We start from the raw sequence: 23,309 nt of genomic DNA, 5'->3' as shown, positions 1-23,309 counted from the left end.
GGGGCCGCCCGCCCGCCCCCCGGGCCGGGGCCCCCCGGGCCCCGGGGGGGGCCCCCCCCCGGGGGGGCGCTCACGGGTGTGCGCGGCGGCCGCCGCGCTGGCTCAGCCTTCCTGCGGGGTCAGCGCCGCCAGCTCCTGCTGCACGCGCTCCTCGTGCTCGGCCAGGTCCTCGCGCGCCTTGCGTGGGCTCCAGCGGCCGGCCATCAGGAAGATGAACGGCAGGAAGAGGATCTGGCCGGCGAAGCAGAGCCACCACCAGGTCCGCCACTGGTTCGGCGAGTCCTTCTGGGCCTGCAGCACCTTGGGCCCGTTCGTCTGGATGTACGCGAGGTCGGCCTTCGGCACCGCCTTCAGCGCGAGCAGGCGCTTGATCGCCTCGGTGAGGTCGACGTTCGCGCCCTTCTGAACCTCGCCGGCCGCCTTCAGCCCGGCCGCGGTGTCGTTCGGGTTCTTGCTCAGCGCGGCCGACGTCGCCGGGTCGATCAGCTGCGCGGTCGCGATCTGCTGCGGGTACTTGGCGAGGATCGACTGCGTCGCCGGGCCCTTGTCGACCAGGACGGAGGTCGCCGTCTGCGTCACCGCGAGGATCGTCAGGACGATGGCGACGACCGTGCGCAGCACGCCGCCCCAGACCGCGAGGCCGGTCGCCGTCGCGGCCGGGTTGTGCCGCTCGACGGTCTCGGTGAACGACGCCATCCAGGTGGCATAGGCGATGCCCCCGCCGGCCGAGATGATGATGAAGATGACCGCGAACGTGTAGTAGCTGGTCGAGGCGTCATGCGCCTTGACCGCGAACAGCGCGATGCCGACGGCGGCGATCACGCCACCGAACACCATGAAGGGCTTGCGGACCTTCAGCCAGTCCGAGACCACGCCCGCGATGATCAGCGCCAGCGCGTTCGTGATCCAGTACCAGTTGGCCAGGCTGTTCGCCCGGTTCAGCGAGTAGCCGAAGTTCGTCGCGAAGTAGGTGACGATGAACCCGACGGCCGTGTAGTAGAAGATCAGCATCAGGCTGACCGCCAGCGCCGACCCGACGACGTCCAGCTTGAGCATCTGACGCCAGCTGCCCTGCAGTGCCTGCTCCGGGTCGACGCCACGAGCCTTGGCCTCGATCAGCACCCGGTCGCGCAGTGTGACCATGAGCTGGTCGCGCAGCCGGGGCGACAGCTCCCGCAGCCCGATGAACGCGATCACCCCGACCGCCAGCGCGGCGTAGCCGGAGTACCTGATCTGCTGTTCCCAGTGGTTGCCGTGGAAGGTGTGGCTGGAGACCTCGGTGACGACGAGGCTGCCGACGACCGGCCCGAGCGTCCAGAACCCCATCGCCGACGCCCGGCCGAGCTGCGGCGAGTAGTCCCGGACCAGCGCCGGCGTCGCGACGAGGATGACGCCCTCGACGGCGCTGAGCGCCGCGAACAGGATCAGGTAGACGAGCTTGCTGCCCGCGTTGGGCAGGCCGACGACCATCAGCACGCCGGTCAGCAGGACGCCGTAGGTGACCAGGTTGGCCCGGCCCCAGCGGTCGGCGAGCCCGGCCGTGACCGACGCGAGCGCGCCGGTCACGCCGCCGGCCACGGAGATGTACACGAAGTACGTGAACGACATGTCGAAGCGGTTGATGATCGACGTCGCGACCGCGCCCTGGATGTACAGCTCGTAGTACAGGACGATCGTCGTGAGGACCACGATCGCCAGGTAGAACGCGCGTGGCGCGGTGGCGGGGTAGTGCGCGAGCTGCCGGCCCCAGATACCGCCCTTGACTTTGGGTAAGCCGTCGTCGGCGGTCGGCTGATCGCTCCTGACCGAGGTGTCGCTGGACAACTGTTGCTCCCTCTTCTCGCGCGCGACGGCGGCGTCGCCTGCCCGCGCGCAGGCCGGCTCAGGTCTTGCAGCTCGAGAATGTGACGAACCGTACATTCATGCGCCGCTGGCAGGATCTACAATGCGCCGGCACCAGTCAAGAGATCGGCCGCTATTTACCGCTTCTTGGCGGCGCGGCGTCCATCAGCCCCGTCGCGGCGGTCCGAGCGCGCGACAAACGCGACAAAAGCGGCAGCAGCGGCCAAGGCGCGACCAGGCGTGCACGGCCGGCAACGGCCGGGCGCGGCACCCGGCGCCGCGGGGCCGGGCTCGCGGCGGGCCGGGGTCGCGTCGGGCGGGGTCAGCGAGGGGCGAGGTCGCGGCAGGCCTGGAGGGAGTCGACGCCCTCGGCGGGCAGGACGAAGATCACGGGAACCGTCACGCCGTTGGCCACGTACTGGGCGACGTGCTCGCGGCAGGCCTCCGGCGGGCCGTGCACGATCAGTTCGTCGACGACGTGGTCCGGGATCGCAGCCAGCGCGCCGGCCCGGTCACCCGCGGCCCACAGCTTCCACATCGGCTCCAGCGCGTCCCGACCGAGGTCCTGGTGGAACGCCTTGTAGACGCCGACGTTCAGGTAGGCGGCGATCGCGCGGCGCCCGACCCGGCGGGCGGCGTCGGCGTCGGCCGTGGGCACGACCATGAGCCGGGCGACGATCTCGCGCCGCCCCGCCGGGGTCACTCCGGGCTGGCCGAGCACCGTCGGGGCGACCCGGGCGACGTCGGGCGCGGACAGCCAGTTGAGGATCGCGCCGTCCGCCTCCGCGCCGGCGAGCGCGAGCATCTTCGGCCGCAGCGCGGCGACCAGGAGCCCTGGCGCCGGGTCGGGGATGATCGCCGACCGGAAGCCGCGCACGGCGAACGTGTCGAACTGCTCGTCGATCCGCTCGCCGGCCAGCGCCCGGCGCAGGAACCGCAGGAGGTCCCGGGTCCGGGCCAGCGGCCGGGTGAAGGGGACGGCGTTCCACCGTTCCACGATCACGTCGGACGAGGACCCGAGGCCTAGCGAGAACCGCCCGGGGGCCGTCGCCGCCAGGGTCGCCGCCGTCTGCGCGAGCAGGGCCGGGCCGCGGGTGAACACCGGGGCGATCGCGATCCCGAGGTGCACGTGCTGGGTGACGGCCGCGGCGACCGCCAGCGGGGTGAAACCGTCCGTCGAGGTGCCCTCGCCCGTCCACAGATCGGTGTAGCCGAGGCCCTCCAGCTCCCGGGCCACCTCCGCCTGGCGGTGCAGTGGCACCCCGTCGACGGGAATCGTCATCCCCCAGCGCGCACTACCAGTCACGAACCCTCCGACCGTCCGGGAATGACCAACCCCAAAGCCAGGCAGCCGCATTAAAGCAGCCGGCCGCGCGGGCCGTCAGATTTGGCCGGACGCGTGCGGCCGCGCTCCCGATCAGGCCTCCGACGCCGCGGCCGCCGTGGCCTTCGAGGCGCGAGCACGCAGCGGTGCCCCGATCACGAGCGCCGCCGCCACGGCGGCGAGCGCCAGGATGGCGATCGTCACGGCGTTCTCGAACTGCGAGACCTGGGCGTTCGTCCAGTGCGGGCTGGCGATGTCGCCCACGAAGACCGCGGCGAGGACCGTCCCGCTGACGGCGACTCCGACGGCGTTGCTGACCTCCTGCGCGGTGTCGCTGAGCGCGGCGCCGAGCGAGGTCCGCTCCGTCGGCAGACCCCGCAGGACGTTCACCGCCGAGGTGATCATGACGACCCGCATGCCAGCGGAGACGAGCACCAGGGCGACGGCGATCCACCCGTAGCCGAACCGGCCCAGCAACCCGTAGGTGACGAGCCCGGCGACCACGGCGGTGGCACCGAGGGTCGTGGCGCGGCCCGCGCCGAGCCCGTCCACGATCCGGTCGACGAACGGGCCGAGCACGATCATCGTGATGACCAGCGGGAACATGCCCACCGCGGCCAGGGCCGGCGACCATCCCCAGGCCAGCTGCAGCTGCAGCGTGACGGTGTAGGTGAGACCAGCCGTCGCGAGGCCGAGCGCCGACTGGTAGGCGAGCCCGCTCGCGACCAGCGGGCGGGCGACGAGGCGCAGGTCCACGAGAGGATGGCGGGCCGCGCGCTCGCGCAGCATGAAGCACCCGGCGCTGACGACCGCTCCGGCGGCGCAGGCCCAGGGCAGCCGGGAGCCCGCGCCGATCTGCACGAACAGGGTCGGGGCGACCAGCGCGAGCGCGATCGTCAGCGTGCCGAGCATCGCGCCCGGAACGTCGACCGGGTCTCGGTGCAGGTCCTCGGCCGTGTCGGCCGGAATGCCGGCGCGGATGCCGATGGCCGCGAGAACGGCGACCGGCGCGTTGACCACCAGCAGGACCTGCCACGGGGTGACCGCGAGCAGCAGGCCCGCGACGGTCGGACCGACGGCGACGCCGACCAGGCCGACCGAGGAGATGACGGCGCTCGCCCGCATGCGCAGCGCGTCCTCCTCGAACAGCCGAAACGAGAGCGCCATCGAGCCGGGCGCGGTCATCGCGGCCGCGGTTCCCATCACCAGGCGAACGGCGATCAGCTCGTCGGCGGTCCGCACGAACAGGGTGCCGAAACTCGCCAGGGCCAGCAGGGCCAGACCGACGAACATCACCCTGCGGCGCCCGAACCGGTCCGCCACGGCGCCGAAGAACAACATCAGACCGCCGAAGACGACCGTGTAAGAACCGGTCACCCATTGCAGCTGCGTGGTGGACGCGCGCAGGTCCTGCCCGATCGTCGGCAGCGCGACGTTCAGGAGCGTGTTGTCCAGCATCTCCACCAGGAAGACCGCCGAGAGCCCCACCATCGCGGGCCACACCGCGCGCAGGGATCGTGGCGCGCGAGAGGCGTCAAGCGTCAGAGCCTGCGTCATTCCCACTCCTTCTCCGTCGGGTCGGGGCCGCGCAGACCCGCACGGACGATCGGGACCGGGGTCGTCCTCGGGTTCTTCACACGGCCGACTGGAACGCTGTTCCATCGGCATACTCTGGAACGGCGTTCCAGTCGTGTCAAGATGGTCCCCATGGCGACCAGTGCGCGGCGGACCGAACGGCGCGCGGACGCGCTGTCGAAGGAGCGCATCGTCGAGGCCGCCACCGAGATCCTCGACACCGACGGCGAGAGCGCGCTGACCTTCCGTGCGCTCTCGACCCGCCTGGCGACCGGGAGCGGAGCGATCTACTGGCACGTCGCCAACAAGGACGACCTGCTCGCGGCGACCACGGACGACGTCATCGCCCGGGTCATGACGGACGGGGTCAACGACGCCCAGCCGCGGGAGGCGATCCGGGCGATCGCCCTCGGGATCTTCGACGCGATCGACGCGCACCCGTGGGTGGGTGCCCAGTTCTCCCGCGCGCCGTGGCCACCCGCGATGATGCAGATCTTCGAGAGCGTCGGCCGGCAGCTACAGGCGCTCGGGGTACCCGAACGAGCGCAGTTCGACGCCGTGACCGCGCTCGTCAGCTACATCGTCGGCGTGGCCGGACAGAACGCCGCGAACGCCCGCCGGGTCGTGCCCGGCACTGACCGATCGGTTTTCCTGGGGACGGTCTCCGCGAGCTGGGAGCGGCTCGACCCCGCGCGCTTCCCGTTCCTGCGCCAGGTGGCGACGCAACTGGCCGAGCACGACGACCGCGCGCAGTTCCTCGCCGGCGTCGACCTCTTTCTCGCCGGCGTCGCCACCCTCTGACAGCCGGCCACGGCCGCTCGCGCACCGCGCATCGCACTCGCAATGCTGTTGTTGCTTCGCCCTGTTTGTCATGACACGCTGCTCGTCAGGTTCGTCACGCGATCGGAGCGGGTGGTGCGGCAAGGCCCCAGGTGGGCCGGGCCCGCCCGGGCCGGTCGCCGGCGGTGGCGAACGTGGCTCGGAGAGATCCGCAGCCGGATTCTCGCGGCGTAATCCGACGCCGTCGTGTCGACCTCCCTTTCGCGCGGAGCTGTAGCCATGTCCATAGCGCCACCGCAGACCTCGTCCGTCATCGTCAAGGACCGCCTGTTCGTCGGCGGAGAATGGGTCGCGCCGGCGGGAACCGGCACGATCGACGTGATCTCGCCACACACGGAGCAGGTCATCGCGACCGTCTCCGACGCGAACGGCGCCGACATCGACCGGGCGGTGGCGGCCGCCCGCACGGCCTTCGACGACGGCCCGTGGCCGCGGACCTCCCCGGCCGAGCGGGCGGCGATGATCCGGGCGATCGGCGCCGCGATCCAGGCCCGCGCACAGGAGTTCGCCGACACGGTCACCGCCGAGATGGGCGCGCCGTCGACCTTCGCCCTGTTCGGCAACACCCTGGCCGCGGCCATGGTCCTGGACGGCTACGCCAGCGTCCTCGACACTTTCCCGTTCGAGGAGGAGCGTCCGGGCCTGCTCGCGCCGGTCACCGTAGTCAAGGCCCCGGTCGGCGTCTGCGCCGGCATCGTCCCGTGGAATGTGCCGCTCTTCCTCATCGCGACGAAGATCGGCGCCAGCCTCGCCTCCGGCTCGACGATGGTCATCAAGTCGGCACCGGAGACCCCGCTGACCGGCTACCTGCTCGCCGAGGTGCTCCAGTCGGTCGGGCTCCCGCCCGGCGTCATCAACATCATCACCTCCGGCCGGGAGAACAGCGAGCTGCTGGTCCGCCACCCGGGAATCGACAAGGTCTCCTTCACCGGCAGCTCCGCGGTCGGTCGCAGGATCGGCGGGATCTGCGGCGAGCAGCTCAAGCGCTGCACCCTGGAGCTCGGGGGCAAGTCGGCGGCCATCATCCTCGACGACGCCGACGTCGCGACCGCGCTGCCCGCGCTGATGCCCGCCGTCTTCATGAACACCGGCCAGGTCTGCGCCGCCCAGACCCGGATCCTGGCCCCGCGTTCCCGCTACACCGAGATCGTCGACGGCCTGGCGGACCTCGTCGCCGAGACCCGGGTCGGCGACCCCGCCAACCCGGAGACGGTCGTCGGCCCGCTCGTCGCCGAACGCCAGCGCGACCGGGTCGAGGGCTACATCCACACCGGCGTCGACGAGGGCGCCAGGCTGATCCGCGGCGGCGGCCGGCCCGCGCTCGACCGGGGCTGGTACGTCGAGCCGACCCTGTTCGCCGACGTCGACAACGGCATGCGGATCGCCCAGGAGGAGATCTTCGGGCCGGTCCTGTCGGTGATCCCGTACGACACCGAGGACGACGCCGTCCGCATCGCCAACGACTCGAACTACGGCCTGTCCGGCTCGGTGTGGACCGGCGACCCCGAGCACGGGGCTGCCGTCGGCAGGCGGGTCCGGACGGGCGTCATGGCGATCAACTCGGGCACGGTCGTCGAGCTGAAGAACCCGTTCGGCGGGTTCAAGCAGTCCGGCATCGGCCGCGAGATGGGCGCGGAGGGCATCGCGGCCTACCTGGAGACGCAGACCATCGTCCACCCCCACGGCTAGGGCCGGTTCGCCTCGTCCCGTGACCAGCAAGATCTCTGTTTTGGCCCTCGCGTGGCTGTAGCCGCGGCGTTTTTGTGACCACGGGAGGGCCAAAACGGCGATCAAGCCACCGGGCCGATCTCGCCGGGCCGGGCGGTAGCCCGCCGCTTGGGGCGGCCGGTCATCCGACGGCCGTCCCGAGCGGGCTCACGCCGGCCCGATCTGGGCGAATCGGCCCCCGGGCCGGCCGGCGCCGGGGCCGCGACACGCCGCGGCGGCCCCGCGCCGGGCCTTGGTTACTCTGTGTAACACTCGGCCCGTGGTGCGGATGGCGGGGGGTCGCCGGCTGCCGCGCGGGGTCCTCGCCCGGCGCCTCGGGCTGCTGGCGGTGGCGGTCGGGCTGACGGCGACAGGCCTGTGGGCGCCGTCGTCGGCCGGGGCAGTGGACAGCCCGGCCCCCGGCCAGGACGCGGCCGCCTCGACCGGGGCGAGCTTCACGCTCACGCGGGCCGACGCGGCGAGCATCGGCCTGGCGGCGCTGCCCCAGCTGGAGTCGTCGTTCGCCTCGGCCGGCGTCGTCCTGCACTTCCGGTACACCGTGACCAACACCGGTGCCGTGCCGTTGACCGGCGTCACGCTGCGCAGCTCGCTGGCTGGCGCCTCCGTCCACTGCGACGGGACGACCCTCGCGCCCGGTGCGTCGACGGTGTGCGTGGCGACCTATACGACGACCCAGGCCGATGTCGCGGCCGGCGGCGTCACGAACGTCGCCACCGCGACCGGCCAGCCGCCGACCGGGCCGGCCGTCAACTCGACACCGGTGTCGGTCACGATCCTGACTCGTACCGTCCCCTGGCCGTCGCTCGTGTTCATCCCGGTGCCGTTCCCGGTGGGCGCGCAGCCTGGCACCGCTAGGGGCGGGCCGGGCGCCGGGGTCATCGGGGGCGCCAGTGGCGTCGGGGGCGCGGGGGGCGGGGCCGGCGCGGTGGCCGTCGCACCGGCCGGGACCAGCCCGCTCGGCAGTCAGCCGGTCGCGGTCACCGACTGACCCGGCACTCGTCTTTCCGCCGGACCATCGCCGAAATCGGTGGCCAGTCCGCCTCCGGCAAGGTTCGCCCGTTCCGGCGTCCCCATGATCGCCGTTTCAGCCTTCCGGTGGTCGCTGCCAGGCCTGTTTCGTAGCCACCAGAGGGCGGAAACGGCGATCAAGGCGACGGGCCGACCCTGGCGGTCGGGCACTAGCCGTCGTCCCGGCATTTCCGGCGCAGCGTCCCGCGGCCCCGGCGCCCGGCTTCCGGCAAACGGCAATTCCGCTGCTCGACAATGGTCCGCGCCGATCGATTTCGCCGGAACGGTTCCGTCACCTTTCGGTGATCGCCGTCTTGGCCCTGAAGTGGTCGTGACCGGCGACTTTCCGCGACCGCTCCAGGGCCAAACTCGCGATCACACGCCCGGAACTGGTACGGCCCGGACCGCGCGGACGGAAGCTGTCGTGAAGGAGACCATCAGCTGGCCGTCGGAGAGCTCGGGGCCGAATCCGGTTCTCGGGCCGCCGGAAAGCTCGGCGCGCAGGTCGGCGGCAACGGCGTCCCGGTCGGCGGCGGGAGTCAGGATACGGTCGAGGGGAAGTGTTCCGCGCTGGCCCAGTGCGCTGGCCGCCAGCGGTCCGAGCCGCGAGCGCAACTGCTCCTCCAGTTCCGGATAGAGCAGCGCGCGGGCGTGCGAGGGGTCGAGCTTGCGATGCAGCGCGTCGAACGGTTCGCGCAGGTCAGGGCTCGGCGCGACCATGTCGGAGATCGCCACGGACCCGCCCGGCCGGCACACCCGGACCATTTCCGCGACCGGCTCCCCCGGCCGCGGAAAATGATGCAGCGCCGACCGGGAGAACACCAGGTCAAAGGATCCGTCGACGAACGGCAGCCGCGCGGCGTTGCCCTCCTGCAGCAGGACATTGGTGATGCCGGCCGCGCCGAGCCGGTCCGCGGCCAGCCCCAACAGGGTGCCCGTGAGATCCAGCCCGATGACCTGGCGAACATGCGGGGCCACCTGTTCGGCGAGATGACCGGCACCGCATGCGACGTCGAGCACAATCATGTCCGGGCGTAATGCCCCGAGCCACGGCGGCGCCGGTGACAGCGGGGCGGCGAAGACGGCGTCATTCCCGGTGAACAGCTTCGTCTGCTGGTCGAAGGAACGGCGCACCGTCACGTCGTGGTTGTCTCCGGCGGGCTCGACTGATGGGCCGCCCCGATCGGCGCGCGGTGTTTCGCTCATGACCTGATGTGTACAGGCAGAAAGTCGCCCGCGTCTCCGCCCGTTCGGCCACAGATCGCGCTCAACTGGCCAGGACCCGTGAGCCGAGTCGAGCCGGAGCGGCGCGAGGCCGCGCGAGGGTGGCCAGGTTCGCTGGCGTGACCCGGCCGTGCTGGAAGTCGCCGGCCCTGGCCGGAGCCGCGCGGCCCGTCAGTGCCCAGCGCGCGTACGCCCCTGTCGGTCGTGGTAAGCAGCAGGACGGGCGGTCGAGACGCACGCCCCGGCCCGGAGCCGGCCGCGCGCAACCACGGACGCGTGGCGCCGCGCGACGACCGCCCCGCGAGATAGCTGAGGATATCCTCATCTTTCAGGACGTCGACCTCGATCAGGAGACCGTAGATGCCGCGTGACGTCGGAGTGCGGGTACACGCGCGGCAGGCGCGTAGTGCCGCCACGCTCGAGCGGATCCTCGAGGCGGCCGGCGGGCTGTTCGACGAGGTGGGCGTGGACGCCACGACCATGGACGCGATCGCCGACCGGGCCGGCGTGTCGATCGGCTCGGTCTACCGGTTCTTCGAGAACAAGACCGCGCTGAAGACGACGCTGTCCGCCCGGTGGGCGGACCACCTCCGGCAGGCCGTCGAGCCGCACCCGATCGGGGACGCGACCCCGGCCGCGGGCCTGCGCGCCGGCCGCCACGCGCCGCCGCCGGCCGGGGCGGACGGCACCGGCGCCGATGACGCCGACCCGATGGCCGGCATCGACAAGTCGGTCGAACGGTTCGTCACCGCCCTGCGCCAGGTGCTCGACGAGCTGCCCGGCGCGAAGGGCCTGCTGGCGACCACCCTGCGCGAGCCTCCCGGCGAGACGGGCCCGTGGATCACCTACCTCGACGGCTACATCGCCCACTACGCCCCGAACCTGCCCGCCGAGCGCCGGGCCACGGCCACCCATGCCTACCTGACGATCACCGCCGCGCTCATCCTGTCCGCCGTCAGTGCCGGTCCGGCGCTCGACCGGCACCTCGACGAGGTCCGGACGGTGCTCGCCGGCTACACCCGCGAGCTCGCCCGGGAGTCCGCCGCGGCCCGGCCCGGCTAGCCCGCGCCGCCCGAGGCCGAGGCCGTGCCCGGGACCAGTCGCTGGCCGCACCACTGCGCCGACCCGTCGGGCTTCTTGACGACGTCGAAGCCCGTCGCCGCCGCGTTGACGCGCACGAAGGCGTAGCAGGTGCTGGCCTTGCCGCGGTTGTCGGAGAGGTCGATCGCGCCGGGGACGAGGCCGCCGGCGTCGTAGTCGCGCACGGCCCGCAGGTTCTTGATGAAGGCCGCGCGGGTCGGGCACGGGCCGGCCGCCTCCAGGCCCCGCACGAACAGGTCCGTGCTGATGTAGGACGCGACGGCGACCTCCTGGTCGGGCTCCGCCAGCTCAGGGGCGAACTGCGCCATCGCGCTCTCGTAGTTGGCGATGGCCGGTGACTTCGCCTCGAAGGGCGTGTAGTTGAGCCAGATCGTCAGTCCGGCGATCGAGGGGCCCTGCTGGCGCACGAGCTGCGGGTCGTAACCGGTCGGGCTCAGCACGACCTTCGGGTTGCCGCCACGGGCCCGCACGGCGGCGAGCGTCTCGGCGATGCTGCTCATCGCGACGGTGCCGACGATGACGTCCGCCTTGCTGGCGATGATCTCGTCGGCGGCGCGGGCGGCGCTGCTCTGCCCGGTCGTGAACCCGACCCGCTTCACGGTCGTGATTCCCTGGCTGGCCAGGCTCGCCACCAGCTGGTCGGCGATCCCCGCCGAGGCGCCGGCGCCGTCCTGGAGTACCGCGGCCTTTGTCCCGCCCTGGGCCTTCGCGTATTCGCCGAAGGTGCTGACCAGGGAGCCGGAGACGAACAGATAGGAGAACGAGAACATATTGGCGTGGTCGTTCCAGAGCGACTCAGCCGTCAGGCCGGTCACCGGAATTCCGTGCTGGTCCAGATATCCCGCGGACCCGGAGACGGCCGTGCTCAGCTCGATGAGCCCGAGAACTCCCTGGTTCTCGACCAGGTCCTCGGCAGCCGAGGCGTTGACGCTCGGGGTTCCCGCGTCGTCGCGCCATTCGAGCTGAATCTGGCGCCCGTCGACGCCCCCATTGGCGTTGGCGAGACCGATGCGGCCTTCCACGGCGCTACGCGCCGATTTGAACGCCTCGGTCAGGGAGCCGGTGTCCGGGTAGATCAGCCCCACCTTGATCGTGTCACCGCTGACGCCCGGAGTTGTGCAGTCCGCGGCCCTGGCCTGGGTCGCGCTCCCCGGCCCCGCCGCGCACCCCGCGGCGACCACCGCCGCCAGCGAGGCACCGAGGACGACGGCGCGCCGTCCCGGGCGCGTGGCCGGTAAGGCCGGGACGGAGTCACCGCTCGCCTGGGACCGGACCGGTTCCGACCGGCGACGCGGGCCTCGGCCACCACGCGCTTTCCCCACAGGTCTACCTCCAACTGTTGGGCCATTGTTGATTCGCCGCCCAACGGCCGCGCCGGGGTTCACCGCGCGATCACAGCGCGACTGACACCGCCGTTAGACAATCTGAAACATGAGTTCATCCTCAGCTATCGTAGGGATGTCGCCGGAGCCCGTCCAGCCGTGCCGATTGAGCCAAGATGGGGTGAGCGGTCACTATCTTTGACGCGAGAATACGATTCTCATCTCGCGTGATTCGCGGGCGGCTTAGGACGCGTCCCACACGACGCGATCAGCACGATTAGCGCCGGCCCAGGCCGTATCCGCAGCGCCCGAGGCGAACCTGGCCGCGCGTTCGAGCCGTTCGCCCCGAACTCAGGCCAAGGCAGAGGGGCCGCCGCCGACCCCGGCGACGACCCCTCGTTCCTTGATCACTATTTGCGCGCCCGGACGGCCGCGTTCGAGGCTGAACGCAACCGTCTCAGCCCCGACGCCGCGACCATGGCCAGCGCGCGCCGGCCGTTCGGCGGGTTCGCTCAGGCGAACGCGGGCAGGACCTCGCGCTCGAACAGCCGCAGGCTCGACCAGGCAAGGTCGATCGGCATCCCACCACAGAACGGGTGGAAATGCGCGAACGGCACCGGCGCCGCCGCCAGCTCGCCGACGTACTGCTCCGGCGTCAGCACCCGCAGCCGCCCCGCCGCCCGCAGGGCCTCAAGGTCGGACACCGTCCGGTACGGGCTCGCGAGGTCGTCCTGCGCCTGCCACGCCCCGTAGGCGTTCGTGTGATGCAGAAAGTACGGCCCCATCCGCTCCCAGCCCCGGTCGGCGTCCTCCGCGAGCGCCACGGTCTGGGACGAGCCGGTCGGGCTCGGCCCCGGGTCCGGCCGCCCCAGCAGCCGCACCTCGTCCCGGTAGAACTCCCAGACCCCCGGATCGGTCGGCACGAACCCGTCGGCGATCCGCGCCGCCCGCCGCGCCGCCGGCTCACTGCTCCCGCCAAGCTTGATCGAAGGCCCACCAGCCCGGAACGGCGCCGGGGTCACCTGCACCTGACGACCGCGGTACTCAAACGGCTCCCCGGTGAACGCCGCTTTCAACGTCGTGACCAGCTCGGTGACCCGCCGAGGCCGCTCCTTCATCGAGACGCCGTACATCGCGAACTCCTCGCGCACATACCCGCCCGCCACGATGAGATCGACCCGCCCCCTGCTCAGGTTGTCCAGCACGACCAGGTCCTCGGCCAGCCGCAACGGGTCATAGAACGGCGCGATCAGCGCGGTGATCGCGAAGCGCACGTTCGTCGTCCGGGCCGCCATCGCGGCGAGCATCGGGACCGGGCTCGGTAAGTACCCGTCCGCCGAGCCGTGGTGCTCCGCGACCGTGATGTTCACGCAGCCCAGCTCGTCCGCCCACTGCACCATGTCCAGCGCCGCGGCGTACCGGTCCGCCATCGCGGTCTGGGCGAAGTCCGGGTTGCGAAAGTCAAAGTGCAGGCCAAACAGCATGGCGGCATGCTATGAGAGCTGCGGTTCCGTGGCCATAGTTTGACTTGGCCCAACTTCTGTGGTGGTGGACTGGGCGTGGCGGCAACCCGGTGCAGGGGCCATCTCGCTGGCACGGCGGTCCCTGGCCTCCACCACGCCACCATCCACCACGGCGGTTTGGTGATTCGCGGCACCGGGCCCAATCGGATGGGCCGACATCACCGGCCACGACGACGATTCCGGCCCGCGCTGACCGCCGTCGAACCATCTTCCGCGAGAGTCGACGGATGCAGCGCGGAATCTCCCACATCAGGCTTCCGCGACGTCCGCCGTACCGTTAGGTGGTGGATCTCGACGACGCCATCGATGCGCTGGCGATGCTCCGGATGGCGTCTCGACAGGGTGCGCAGCTGCCGTATCAACCGCTAGTCCTGCTGTGGGCGGCAGAGCGCGCCGCCACAGAGGACACTCGACTGACCCGGTGGTCGCACGCCCGTGCCGACCTGGCCGCGATGCTCGCGACGAACAGCGACCAGGACCAAGGACGGGCAGCGCCGGAGTATCCTGTCGTCGCGCTACGTCACTCGCCTCTGTGGGAGATCGAAGCCAACTCACCGCCGCCTCCTGCGCATAGTTCGCAGCCGCGCCGCTGGCTGGACCGCGAGGATCCCGCGTTTGGTCTCTCCGCGCCCGCCTTTGAGCTCCTGCGCGACGGTCAGTCGCGCGAACGGTTTGTCACGGCGCTCCGAGAAGTCGTCGAGCAGTCCCGGCCTCTGACCGCAGATCTCGCGCAACGGCACGACGCGCCTGCGCCTGTGGTCTCGGACGGTGAGGACCGTGCGTGGAGCCTGCTCACAATCGACGAGTCCGAGCGGCAGTTTTCCGGCAACCTTGGTTACGCCGACGTGCTAGGCAGCACCTACGTCTGGGACAGCACTGTGGCCAACCACCGGGCCGTCCAAGCCGGGAGCTTGGCGGTTTTGCGCGATAACCGCATGGTGCTCGGTACCGGTTGGATTGACGAGGTGGGCACGACGACATCGACCAAGATCCGCCGTCGCTGCCCCTCCTGCGGTGCTACCTCCTTCAAGACGCGGCACACCGTCACGCCCAGATACAAGTGTTCGCCTTGCGGAACCACATTCAATACTCCCAGTGAGGAGCAGATCAACGTCACGGTCTACGTGGCGGACTACGGACGGACATGGCGGCCGGCCGAGAGCCTAACGGTAGCGTCTCTTGAACTTGTCTACCTGAACCGGAGCAAGCAGCAGTCAATCCGCCCGCTCAACTTCGCAAGACTCCAACCGATCATCTCCGCGTCCGCCGGTTTGGGCGAGCGCTGGTGGACGGACGCGATTCCGGCTCACGTGCCTGGTGGCCACGGCATGGTCATCGGCAAGGTGCGCATCGGCCAGACAAGGTTTCGTGCGGCTCTGCGTCAGCGTTTCGGCGACGTCTGTGCGATCACAGGCCTCCAGCCGCCGGACGCTATCGAGGCCGCCCATCTCTACCGATATAGTGACACGCCAGTCCACGATCTGAGCGGCGGATTGTTGCTCCGACGGGACCTGCACGCCCTCTTCGATCACTTTCAGGTGACCATCGACGCTGAGACCTGGACGGTGCGTGTCGCACCCTCCCTAACGGGGGACTTTCCCGATCTAGCCAAGCTCGATGGCGCGCCGCTGGCCATCCCTCCCCACCTGCGACCGCGAAGTGACTATCTCCGCGTTCACATGGCCTGGGCACTCGACCAGTGGGCAGCGCATCCAGCCTGAGGCTCCGGACAGACCGAGGTATCAACAATGCGAAGAACGATCAACGGACGTAGGCGGACGCCCGTAGATATCACCGGGCGATGCGGGCCGATCATCTGATCGCGCGGTTCAACCTAGGGTCCAAGAGGCTCCGACGGAGAACCGATGTCGACGCGTACCGCATCGATCATTTTTTGAAGAGAGCGTCGCAGGTCGTTCCAGACCTGTGACGTGCGAATGAATGCATCTGCCTCTACACTGACCGTTGCCTCACCCATGTGACGCAACAGGCTGGTCACGGCGTCGAGACAGTCGCTGCCAGATTTTGCTGCTGCCGCAGCCAAATCTGAGCCCACGAGCTGAATCTCAATCACCTGCCGTGCGACTTCACGAGAGACAACAGTCAGATCCTCCATGAGCGCTCTTTGTTCTCGAGTCGGATCGTTCGTCCTTGTGTAGCTGTCGGCAAGCAGGTCATCCAACAGACGACTGTACTGATCCGCAGCCTTTTCCAGATTTAACACAGTCGCGGAGTACAACAAACGACGTTCTTGCCGCAGCCACTTGTAGTGGTCTTGTCGGTTCTGCCGCTCGGCACGCCGCTCATCAACCGCAGTTCTTCGGCGCTCCCTGTACTCCGCAAGTATCCCGGCAATAGAAACGCCAGCCAGGGTTGCCGCTGACGAAATTATCAAGGGTGCGATCGCCGTTCCCATAGGACAGTAGTCTGTCAGCTTCATCCACCACCGTGATCCGGATCGAGGCGATCGGGACGGCTGGCCAGCCAGTTCCCACGGCAGAGTCCGGACCGCGCCACGGCTAGGCATCGCGACGCCTGCTGGAGCTTGGCCGAGGGCGATTGGCACGGTCGTGCGCCGTCGACCGCGGCTGGGCCCGTCCCATCGGCGGGGAGGGCCGACCCGCGCTCCGGCGGACGAAAGCTGCCACGGGCTGGCAGGTGCATCCCTGCGAACCGTGCGCGATCGACGGACGTCCGCAGCCCGCGATCGGAGGATTCCTAGCATTTCCGGGTCCAAGAGATCAGGCTGGCTTACGCTGTGCTTGGTCCTCGCCGAAGGGCGGAGACTTCGGATGACCGCACGCTGCGACAAAGAGCGGGTGGCAGCCCGTTCAAGTCGGGCCACGTCCGGGAGGCGCTGACGCGTTGTGCGGCGGGACCCCTGCCACCCGACCGTTCAAGAACGGGGCATCATGGATACAGCCAGCATCGCCTTCAATATTGCGGCGCTGTCAGCGTCGATCGCCGCCCTGATCGTGTCAACGCTTGCTGCAAATCGCCAGACAAAGGCGGCCGACGGCGCCAATCGCATTCCGTTCCTTCTGGAGGTATTCGGCAAGTTCAGTTCCGGAGATTTCATCGACGACCTTCTATACGTCGAGTTCACTCTCGTGCACGAGCATAACGGCTCGCTCGGAATATCTGGCCTTCCGCAGGAGACGCGCGACCGAGTTCTGCGGGTCGTCATGCACTTCCAGACCCTGGCGTACCTCGCCTCGTTCAGAGTGGTTGACGAGGAGATAATCCTTGCCAGCGTCCGGATTCATATCATCCAAGCCTGGGACGCTCTCGCGCCATTCATCTACCAGGAGAGAAACCGGGAGCAGAAGGTTGGCACCTTCCGCTTCTTCGAAGATCTCGCGGTGGCCGCGAAGCTGTCCGAGCAAAGACTTGAGGTCCCGTGGAGAAGCCTTCGCGTGATGAGCTGACATCACCCACCACCGCAGACCCGCGAGGAAACCATACAGGCAGAGTCGCCCCATGAGCATCGCGCCACCAGCCACTGTCGCTTCACGGGCAGTAGAAGAAGCCGCCGACCGGCGAGGTCGCCATGTATTGTTGACGCCGACCATCGGCGCAGTCGACCGGCTCAGCAAGCGGTTCCCCAGCACCTTCCGACTGGATTTCCACCTGCGAATCACCCCGGCATGGCCTCCGAATGCGCCTCGGACCGCCGAAAGGGTGGCCTAAATCGGCTAGACAGCGACGTTCAACATCCTGGTCAGCCACACCTACGGAACGGAATGTTGGGCGACAGCTTGCGCCCGGCCCGTCAGTCTCCTGCGGTGCCTCAGGTCGCCGTTTGGTAGGTCGCGAGGTCAGAACCGCCGACCTCGTCCGGCAGTGCGTGCAGCGGGGTGAAGTCGCCCTTGAGGTAGGCGTCTAGGAACGCGGCTTCGGAGTGGACGAGGGCCTGGCCGGCAGCGCCGTAGAAGATTGTCACGTGGTTGGCGCCGTGCAGGGTGAGGAAGTAGCGCGGTCCGCGCAGCGTCGTGAAGATGTCGGTGCTCTTGGCGACGGGAACGGTCTGGTCCTGGTCGCCGTGCAGGAGGAGCAGCGGTATGGGCGGGTTGCCGTCGAAGGTTCCCTTGAACGCGGCGAGAGTTCCCGCCATCGAGACGACGGCTTTGACTCGGGGGTCACGGCAGCACGAGAGGTAGGCCGTCGCGAGGGTGGTGGCGGCGCCGAGGGAGTGGCCGGCGATCGCCAGGCAGTTCGCCTGGACATGGCCGGCCAATGGCGTGCCCGAGGTCGCGGTCCACGTTGTCAACGACGTGATGACGAAGCTGACGTCGGCTGGCTGGTTGGGCAGATCGAAGATGGTCCCGCCCGGGCCGCTGGAAAGCGGGAACGTCGGCGAGGCGACGACATAGCCCTGGCGGACCAGCGGCGCGGCGATGACCGCTGCCACGTTGGCGCCCGTCGCGGTGACCCCGTGCGACAGCACGACCAGGGGGAACCGGCCCGGGGCTGGACCGGCGCCCGCGACGGCCGGCGCGTCCGTTGCCGCGTCGGGCACCGCGGTGGTCGGGTAGGTCACGACGACCGGGATCGTGCGGTCGGGCTTGCCGGGCAGGTTGCGGTCCGGGGCAGCGTCCGTCGGCCGGCTGTGGTCGACGAAGGTGATCTCGGTCTGGCCTACGCCGTAACCGCCTCGTACCGAGGCGGCCGGGTCGCCGGCTGGCAGGCATCCCTGTTGAGCGACCGAATTCGTCGCCGCTGGCCGCGCCGGCGTGCCGGAAGCCGACGCACCGGAGCACGAGGCGACCAGCACGAGCCCGAGGGTGGCTATCCCGCCGACTACCGGTCTCCGCGAAACCCGTCGGTGTAGTCCGACCATCCCGATGCTCCTCGCCGCGTCACAGCAGCCCGTGCCCGACCGAGTCCGATCAACGACCGCCTCGGTGACGATAGCGGGAGCCGGCGCCACGCGTCCGCCAGTCCGTCAGTCGGTCACGCGCCCGCGGCCAGGCTGTGCCGAAAGGCCGTTCACGCCGAAGCGGGCCCCGGGGTGACTGGAAACCACCACTCTGGGTTGATCAGCAGCGTAAATCGAACGGTAGGCCGACGGTCACTCAACGGCAGTAGAAGAAACCGCCAGTCGGCGAGGTTACGATGTATTGTTCGCGGCTCACATCGGAACAAGACTGCGGATGCCGACCCGCATAGACGAGGAGCAGAACCACTCCCACGATCAGCATCAACAGCGAGAGTGCGCCGAGTATCCGATCCCGGCGCGGCCGAGGTAGCGAACCGACCTTGACCGCAGCGCACCCGTTGACTTCTTCGGTCGACTCGGCAGGTCTTTCCCTCGCACCTTCGGGCTCGAGTTCCACCTGTGAAGCACCTCCGGGCCCGGCCTCCGGATTCGGCTCCGATCGCCGAACTGGCAGCGTAACTCGACTGGAAGGCAAGGTCCAACGCGCTGGTCAGCCGCGCCTACCACCAGCGGCAGCGCTCGCTACGCGCCCAGTCCAGCTCGGTTTCCGCGGGGGTCCGAGGCGGATTCCATACCTACCTGGCGATCAACGTGGCCTTGCGCAGCAGGGTGTGAGGGATGATCGCGGGTCGAGTATGGAAACGGTCGACCGGCGCCCCAGTTTGCCCGACTTATGCATACCAGCCTGGCGATCATGACCGGAGATCCGGCTGAGAACGGCCGAAGATCTCCAGCTGGGTATGCAATCCGGCCCGAACCAACGCGGAAACCGGAAGGGACGTCCGCCTACTCGCGGGCGGCGGCGAGGAAGGCGCTGGCCTGGGCGACGGCCGCGATGGCGGGGGTGGTGTCGTGCAGGGCGTTGAGCATGACGAAGTCGTGGATGACGCCGCCGTAGCGGGCCGCGGTGGTCGGGACGCCGGCGGCGCGTGGCCGAGCGGCGTAGGCCTCACCTTCATCCCGCAGTACGTCCGCCTCGGCGGTGATGACCAGCGCGGGTGGTAGGCCCGTCAACTGCTCCAGGCTTGCCCGCAGCGGGGACGCAGTGATCTGTGCGCGCTCGGCCTCGTCGACGGTGTACTGGTCCCAGAACCATTTCATGCCGTCACGGGTCAGGAAGTAGCCCTCGGCGAACCGCTCGTACGAACCGGTGTCGAACGCCGCGTTGGTGACCGGGTAGAAGAGCACCTGCCGGACGAAGCGGACGTCCCCGCGTTCCTTCGCCAGCAGAGTGAGCGCGGCGGCCATGTTGCCGCCGACGGAGTCACCTGCCACCGAGAGATGCGAGGCGTCGAGCTTGTTCGCCGCGCCCTCCCGGACGATCCAGGCAGCTGTCGCGTAGCACTGCTCGACAGCCGTGGGATACCGCGCCTCGGGCGAGCGGTCGTACTCGGGAAAGACGACGGCCGACTGCGCCCCAAGGCAGAGGTCGCGCACGAGGCGGTCGTGGGTGTGCGCGTCGCCGAACACCCAGCCAGCGCCGTGGACATACAGGATGACCGGCAATGTCCCCTGTGACCGCGGTGGCCGGACAATCCGGACCCGCACCGGCCCGGCCGGGCTGTCGATCTCGGTCCACTCCTCGTCGACCAGCGGCTTGAAGATCTCGCTGCTCTGGACGTCGTCCACCGCGCGGCGGCCCTCGGCGGGCGGTAGCTGGTAGAGGAACGGCGGGTTCCCGGTGGCCTCCGCGAAGGCCTGCGCCGCGGTCTCGAGGGTGAGGCCGTGCGGGTTGGCGGGCATACGGCGCCTTTCGCGAGTCGGACGGCGGGAGCGCGCGCCCGGGGCACGCCCGACCGGCCGAGCCATCGTCACGCCACCGGGCCACGACCGCCACGCGGCGCGGCGGACTCGCCGGCTCCGCCCGCCTGGACGCCGCGACCAGGCGCAGGACAGGTGGTCGTCCGGGCGCGGCGGCGGTCCGCCCCGCTGGGGATCGTTCGAACGGAACTCATATGTTCATCGGATGAGGTGGCCGCAACGCTGACACGGCGGCCAGAAGCGAGGTCGGGGGCGGCATGGCGGGAGACGGGCCACGGCTGCTGGTCGTCGACGACGAGCCGAACATCCTCGACATGCTGCGGATGGCGCTGCGGTTTCACGGCTTCGACGTGGTCACCGCCCGGTCGGGCCACGAGGCCACCGCCGAGGTGACCGCCCAGCGCCCCGACCTGCTGATCCTGGACATCATGCTGCCCGACTGCGACGGGCTGGAGCTGTGCCGGCGGTGGCGGGAGCAGGGCGTCGAGGTGCCCGTCGTGTTCCTGACCGCGCGTGACCGGCACGCCGACAAGATCGCCGGGCTGACCTACGGCGGCGACGACTACGTCACGAAGCCGTTCTCGATCGACGAGCTGGTCGCCCGGATCCGGGCGGTGCTGCGCCGGACCCGGCGGGAGCAGGCCCCCGACACCGGGACGGCACCACTGACCTTCGCCGACCTCACCCTGGACGAGGCGACCCACAGCGTCACCCGGGCCGGCCAGCCCGTCGAGCTGGCCCCGACCGAGTACCGGCTGCTGCGCTACCTGCTGGTCAACCCGAACCGGGTGCTGTCCCGCGAGCAGATCCTCGACGCCGTGTGGAGCGGGGACTACCGCGGTGGCGCCACCGTCGTCGACCAGTACGTCAGTTATCTCCGGCGCAAACTGGCGCCCTACGGGCCGCCGCTCATCCACACCCAGCGGGGCTTCGGGTACGCGCTGCGCGACGGGCAGCCCGGACCCGGCCCGGCGTGACCGGGCAGGCGCCGTGACACTGCGGGTCCGCCTCATGCTCGGGCTGCTGGCCCTGCTGGCGATCTGCCTGGCGACGGCCGGAACGGCGAGCGCGCTGGCGTTGCGGTCCCACCTGACCCAGGAGACCGACGACCGCCTGCAGGGAGCGCAGAACCTGATCGACACCCGGGGCGTCGCCCTGCTGACCCGGGTCGTGCCCCTGCTCAGCGGCGCCGCCGCGCAACGGGTGATCACCCCGACCGAGTTCGTCGTCGAGCTGCGCCAGGCGAACGGTTCGACGGTGACGCTCGCGGGCGACACCGCCCAGCCCACGACCGGCGGCCGGCTGCTGGCCGCCGTCCCCGATCTGAACCGCCGGATCGCGGCGGGCGCGCCGTTCACCCTCGTGGCGGCCGGTACCCGGTACCGGGTGGTGGTCGGCGCGCTGCCGGGTGGCATCACCGATCTGGTCGCGCTGCCGCTGCGGCCCGTCGAGACGACGATCAGCCGGCTGGTCGCGGTCGAGGCCGTGGCCGCGGCGGTCGTGCTCGCCGTGGGCGGGGTGGCGGCCTGGTTCCTGCTCGGCCGGGGTCTGCGCCCGTTGCGCGACATCACCGGCACCGCTGCCGCGATCGCCGCCGGCGACCTGGAACGCCGCGTCCCGCACGGCCGGTCGCGCACCGAGACCGACCGCCTCGCGGCCGCGCTCAACATCATGCTGGCCCAGATCGAGGCCGCCTTCGAGGGTCGCCGGCGCTCCGAGGAACGCCTGCGCCAGTTCGTCGCCGACGCGTCTCATGAGCTCCGGACGCCGCTGACCTCGGTGCGCGGCTACGTCGACATGCTGCGCCAGGGCATCGTGCCGCCGTCGGGCACGAACGACGCGCTGCGCCGGGTCCAGGACGAGACCCGCCGCATGACCACCCTCGTCGACGACCTGCTGTACCTGGCGCACCTTGACGAGGCCCGGCCGCTGGAGCTGTCCGACGTCGATCTCGCCGCGATCGTCCGAGACGCCGCCGCCGACGCCGCGGCCGTCGAGCCGGACCGTCCCCTGGCGGTCCGGGTGCCGCCGGAGTGCCCGGTCGTCGGCGATCCGGACGCGCTGCGGCAGGTGATCGGCAACCTGCTGGCCAACGTCCGGGTCCACACCCCGCCGGGCACCCCCGCGACGGTCAGCCTCGGCACGGCCGCCGCTGGCGACATACACCTGGTAGTCCATGACGAGGGTCCCGGCATGGCCCCGGCGGACCTCGAACGGATCTTCGACCGGTTCTACCGTTCGGCGGACGGTCGCGACCGTGGCCGCGGGCGCGGCGGCAGCGGCCTCGGGATGTCCATCGTCGCGGCCGTGGTCGGGGCGCACGGCGGCAGCGTCACGGCCACCAGCCCGCCCGGACAGGGCCTGAGGGTGCGGATCTCGCTTCCGGCGCCGTAGCCGGGCCCAGGCCGAACTGCCGCCGAGTCCTTCACGTCGTTGCTGTGCGGCTCACATCGAACCCGCATGAACCGGTGGTCTGCTCGACGTCATGGGGCATCCCGGCACCGACACCGCGCGACGCGACGACCCGGCGCTCCCGGACGACAGCGACGACAGCGACGACAGCGACGACAGCGACGACGAACACCAGCACGGCCGTGCACGCTGCCTCGGCGGACGGGGCACCCGGCTGCTCCAGCTCGGCGGGGCGCTGTTGGTGCTGCGGGCGGTCCAGGCTGTCGTCGCGGTCCTCGCGGTCGCGGCCGTCGGGCTGCCGCGGCTCGTCCAGCCCGCTCCGGGGCTGCACGTCAGCGGACTGGCCGAGGTCGCCCCGACTCCGCTGACCACCGGCACAGCGCTGGCCATGGTGGTCGTCGCCGCCGGCCTCGCCCTCGTGCTGCTCCCCCGACGTCAGGCGTTCGCCGCGTTCGCGGGCGTGAAGGCCCTCGCGCTGGTGGTGGCCTCCGCGTTGACCGGGGCGTTCGCGCCCGGGTCCGTCGCGCTACGGGTCGCCGTCGTGGCACTCGGCATCGGCGTCGTCGTCGGGCTCTGGCCGCTCGCCCGGCGGGCGGCGCTGCGCGTCCTCGTCGCGGGGGGGGGGGGGCCCCCCCCCCCCCCCGCCGGGGGCCCCCGCCGGGGGGGGGGGGGGGGGGCGGGGGGGGGGCGCGGGGGGGGGGGCGCGGGGG

The 23,309-nt window shown here is 70.5% G+C and carries 19 protein-coding genes; 9 read left to right on the top strand and 10 right to left on the bottom strand.

The features are described from left to right. Positions 1-102: 102 nt before the first annotated feature. The 3 genes from I6A60_RS35470 to I6A60_RS35460 all read right to left on the bottom strand — a co-directional run bounded on the left by I6A60_RS35470 (position 103) and on the right by I6A60_RS35460 (position 4,723). Positions 103-1,824, bottom strand: coding sequence for an MFS transporter (locus I6A60_RS35470; RefSeq protein ID WP_203017781.1), 1,722 nt, complete (start codon positions 1,822-1,824; stop codon positions 103-105). Between the two features lie 340 nt (positions 1,825-2,164). After that, on the bottom strand, positions 2,165-3,124 hold the full coding sequence (locus I6A60_RS35465) for an LLM class F420-dependent oxidoreductase (protein WP_238436921.1): 960 nt from the start codon (positions 3,122-3,124) through the stop codon (positions 2,165-2,167). A 135-nt stretch (positions 3,125-3,259) separates the two neighbouring features. Beyond that, entirely contained in the window at positions 3,260-4,723 is a 1,464-nt protein-coding gene (locus I6A60_RS35460) for an MFS transporter (protein WP_203017777.1), read from the bottom strand. 141 nt (positions 4,724-4,864) lie between these two features. On the opposite strand from I6A60_RS35460, the gene I6A60_RS35455 reads away from it, so the two are divergent. From I6A60_RS35455 to I6A60_RS35445, 3 genes are all read left to right on the top strand, one after another. Beyond that, positions 4,865-5,542: a TetR/AcrR family transcriptional regulator gene (locus tag I6A60_RS35455; protein ID WP_203017775.1), complete on the top strand. Its 678-nt coding sequence runs from the start codon at positions 4,865-4,867 to the stop codon at positions 5,540-5,542. 258 nt (positions 5,543-5,800) lie between these two features. Further along, positions 5,801-7,270, top strand: coding sequence for an aldehyde dehydrogenase (locus tag I6A60_RS35450; RefSeq protein WP_203017773.1), 1,470 nt, complete (start codon positions 5,801-5,803; stop codon positions 7,268-7,270). 307 nt (positions 7,271-7,577) lie between these two features. Continuing rightward, a complete protein-coding gene (locus tag I6A60_RS35445) occupies positions 7,578-8,297 on the top strand; it encodes a hypothetical protein (RefSeq protein ID WP_203017770.1) in 720 nt (239 codons plus the stop codon). 395 nt (positions 8,298-8,692) lie between these two features. Here the strand turns inward: I6A60_RS35445 and I6A60_RS35440 are convergent, their stop codons facing one another. Continuing rightward, entirely contained in the window at positions 8,693-9,523 is an 831-nt protein-coding gene (locus I6A60_RS35440; RefSeq protein WP_238436916.1) for a methyltransferase domain-containing protein, read from the bottom strand. Between the two features lie 378 nt (positions 9,524-9,901). Here I6A60_RS35440 and I6A60_RS35435 point away from each other — a divergent pair, with 378 nt between their 5' ends. Then, a complete protein-coding gene (locus I6A60_RS35435; RefSeq protein ID WP_203017768.1) occupies positions 9,902-10,603 on the top strand; it encodes a TetR/AcrR family transcriptional regulator in 702 nt (233 codons plus the stop codon). Here the strand turns inward: I6A60_RS35435 and I6A60_RS35430 are convergent. Continuing rightward, entirely contained in the window at positions 10,600-11,823 is a 1,224-nt protein-coding gene (locus tag I6A60_RS35430) for an ABC transporter substrate-binding protein (RefSeq protein WP_307874028.1), read from the bottom strand. The two genes, I6A60_RS35435 and I6A60_RS35430, sit on opposite strands and share 4 nt — an antisense overlap. A 653-nt stretch (positions 11,824-12,476) precedes the next feature. Continuing rightward, positions 12,477-13,448, bottom strand: a complete 972-nt coding sequence (locus tag I6A60_RS35425; RefSeq protein ID WP_203017764.1) for an LLM class flavin-dependent oxidoreductase — start codon at positions 13,446-13,448, stop codon at positions 12,477-12,479. Positions 13,449-13,771: 323 nt separating this feature from the next. Between I6A60_RS35425 and I6A60_RS35420 the strand changes: the two genes are divergently transcribed. After that, on the top strand, positions 13,772-15,208 hold the full coding sequence (locus I6A60_RS35420) for an HNH endonuclease (RefSeq protein ID WP_203017762.1): 1,437 nt from the start codon (positions 13,772-13,774) through the stop codon (positions 15,206-15,208). 113 nt (positions 15,209-15,321) lie between these two features. Here I6A60_RS35420 and I6A60_RS35415 read toward each other — a convergent pair whose 3' ends face one another. Beyond that, positions 15,322-15,927, bottom strand: coding sequence for a hypothetical protein (locus I6A60_RS35415; protein ID WP_203017760.1), 606 nt, complete (start codon positions 15,925-15,927; stop codon positions 15,322-15,324). 472 nt (positions 15,928-16,399) lie between these two features. On the opposite strand from I6A60_RS35415, the gene I6A60_RS35410 reads away from it, so the two are divergent. Continuing rightward, a complete protein-coding gene (locus tag I6A60_RS35410) occupies positions 16,400-16,915 on the top strand; it encodes a DUF4760 domain-containing protein (protein WP_203017758.1) in 516 nt (171 codons plus the stop codon). Between the two features lie 362 nt (positions 16,916-17,277). On the opposite strand, the gene I6A60_RS35405 is transcribed toward I6A60_RS35410, so the two are convergent. The 3 genes from I6A60_RS35405 to I6A60_RS35395 all read right to left on the bottom strand — a co-directional run bounded on the left by I6A60_RS35405 (position 17,278) and on the right by I6A60_RS35395 (position 20,169). Then, on the bottom strand, positions 17,278-18,261 hold the full coding sequence (locus tag I6A60_RS35405) for a phospholipase (protein ID WP_307874027.1): 984 nt from the start codon (positions 18,259-18,261) through the stop codon (positions 17,278-17,280). Positions 18,262-18,562: 301 nt separating this feature from the next. Beyond that, positions 18,563-18,823, bottom strand: a complete 261-nt coding sequence (locus tag I6A60_RS35400) for a hypothetical protein (RefSeq protein ID WP_203017754.1) — start codon at positions 18,821-18,823, stop codon at positions 18,563-18,565. A 389-nt stretch (positions 18,824-19,212) separates the two neighbouring features. Then, positions 19,213-20,169, bottom strand: a complete 957-nt coding sequence (locus tag I6A60_RS35395) for an alpha/beta hydrolase (protein WP_203017752.1) — start codon at positions 20,167-20,169, stop codon at positions 19,213-19,215. Positions 20,170-20,444: 275 nt separating this feature from the next. On the opposite strand from I6A60_RS35395, the gene I6A60_RS35390 reads away from it, so the two are divergent. The 3 genes from I6A60_RS35390 to I6A60_RS35380 form a co-directional block, all read left to right on the top strand. Next, entirely contained in the window at positions 20,445-21,164 is a 720-nt protein-coding gene (locus tag I6A60_RS35390) for a response regulator transcription factor (protein WP_203017750.1), read from the top strand. 13 nt (positions 21,165-21,177) lie between these two features. Next, positions 21,178-22,581, top strand: coding sequence for a cell wall metabolism sensor histidine kinase WalK (locus I6A60_RS35385; RefSeq protein WP_203017748.1), 1,404 nt, complete (start codon positions 21,178-21,180; stop codon positions 22,579-22,581). 91 nt (positions 22,582-22,672) lie between these two features. Further along, positions 22,673-23,309, top strand: a 637-nt coding sequence (locus I6A60_RS35380; protein WP_203055803.1) for a hypothetical protein, incomplete at its 3' end; no start/stop codon positions are given.

The sequence above is a fragment of the Frankia sp. AgB1.9 genome (assembly GCF_016786355.1).
Taxonomy (GTDB): domain Bacteria; phylum Actinomycetota; class Actinomycetes; order Frankiales; family Frankiaceae; genus Pseudofrankia.
This window is presented reverse-complemented; position numbering and strand designations above follow the sequence as displayed.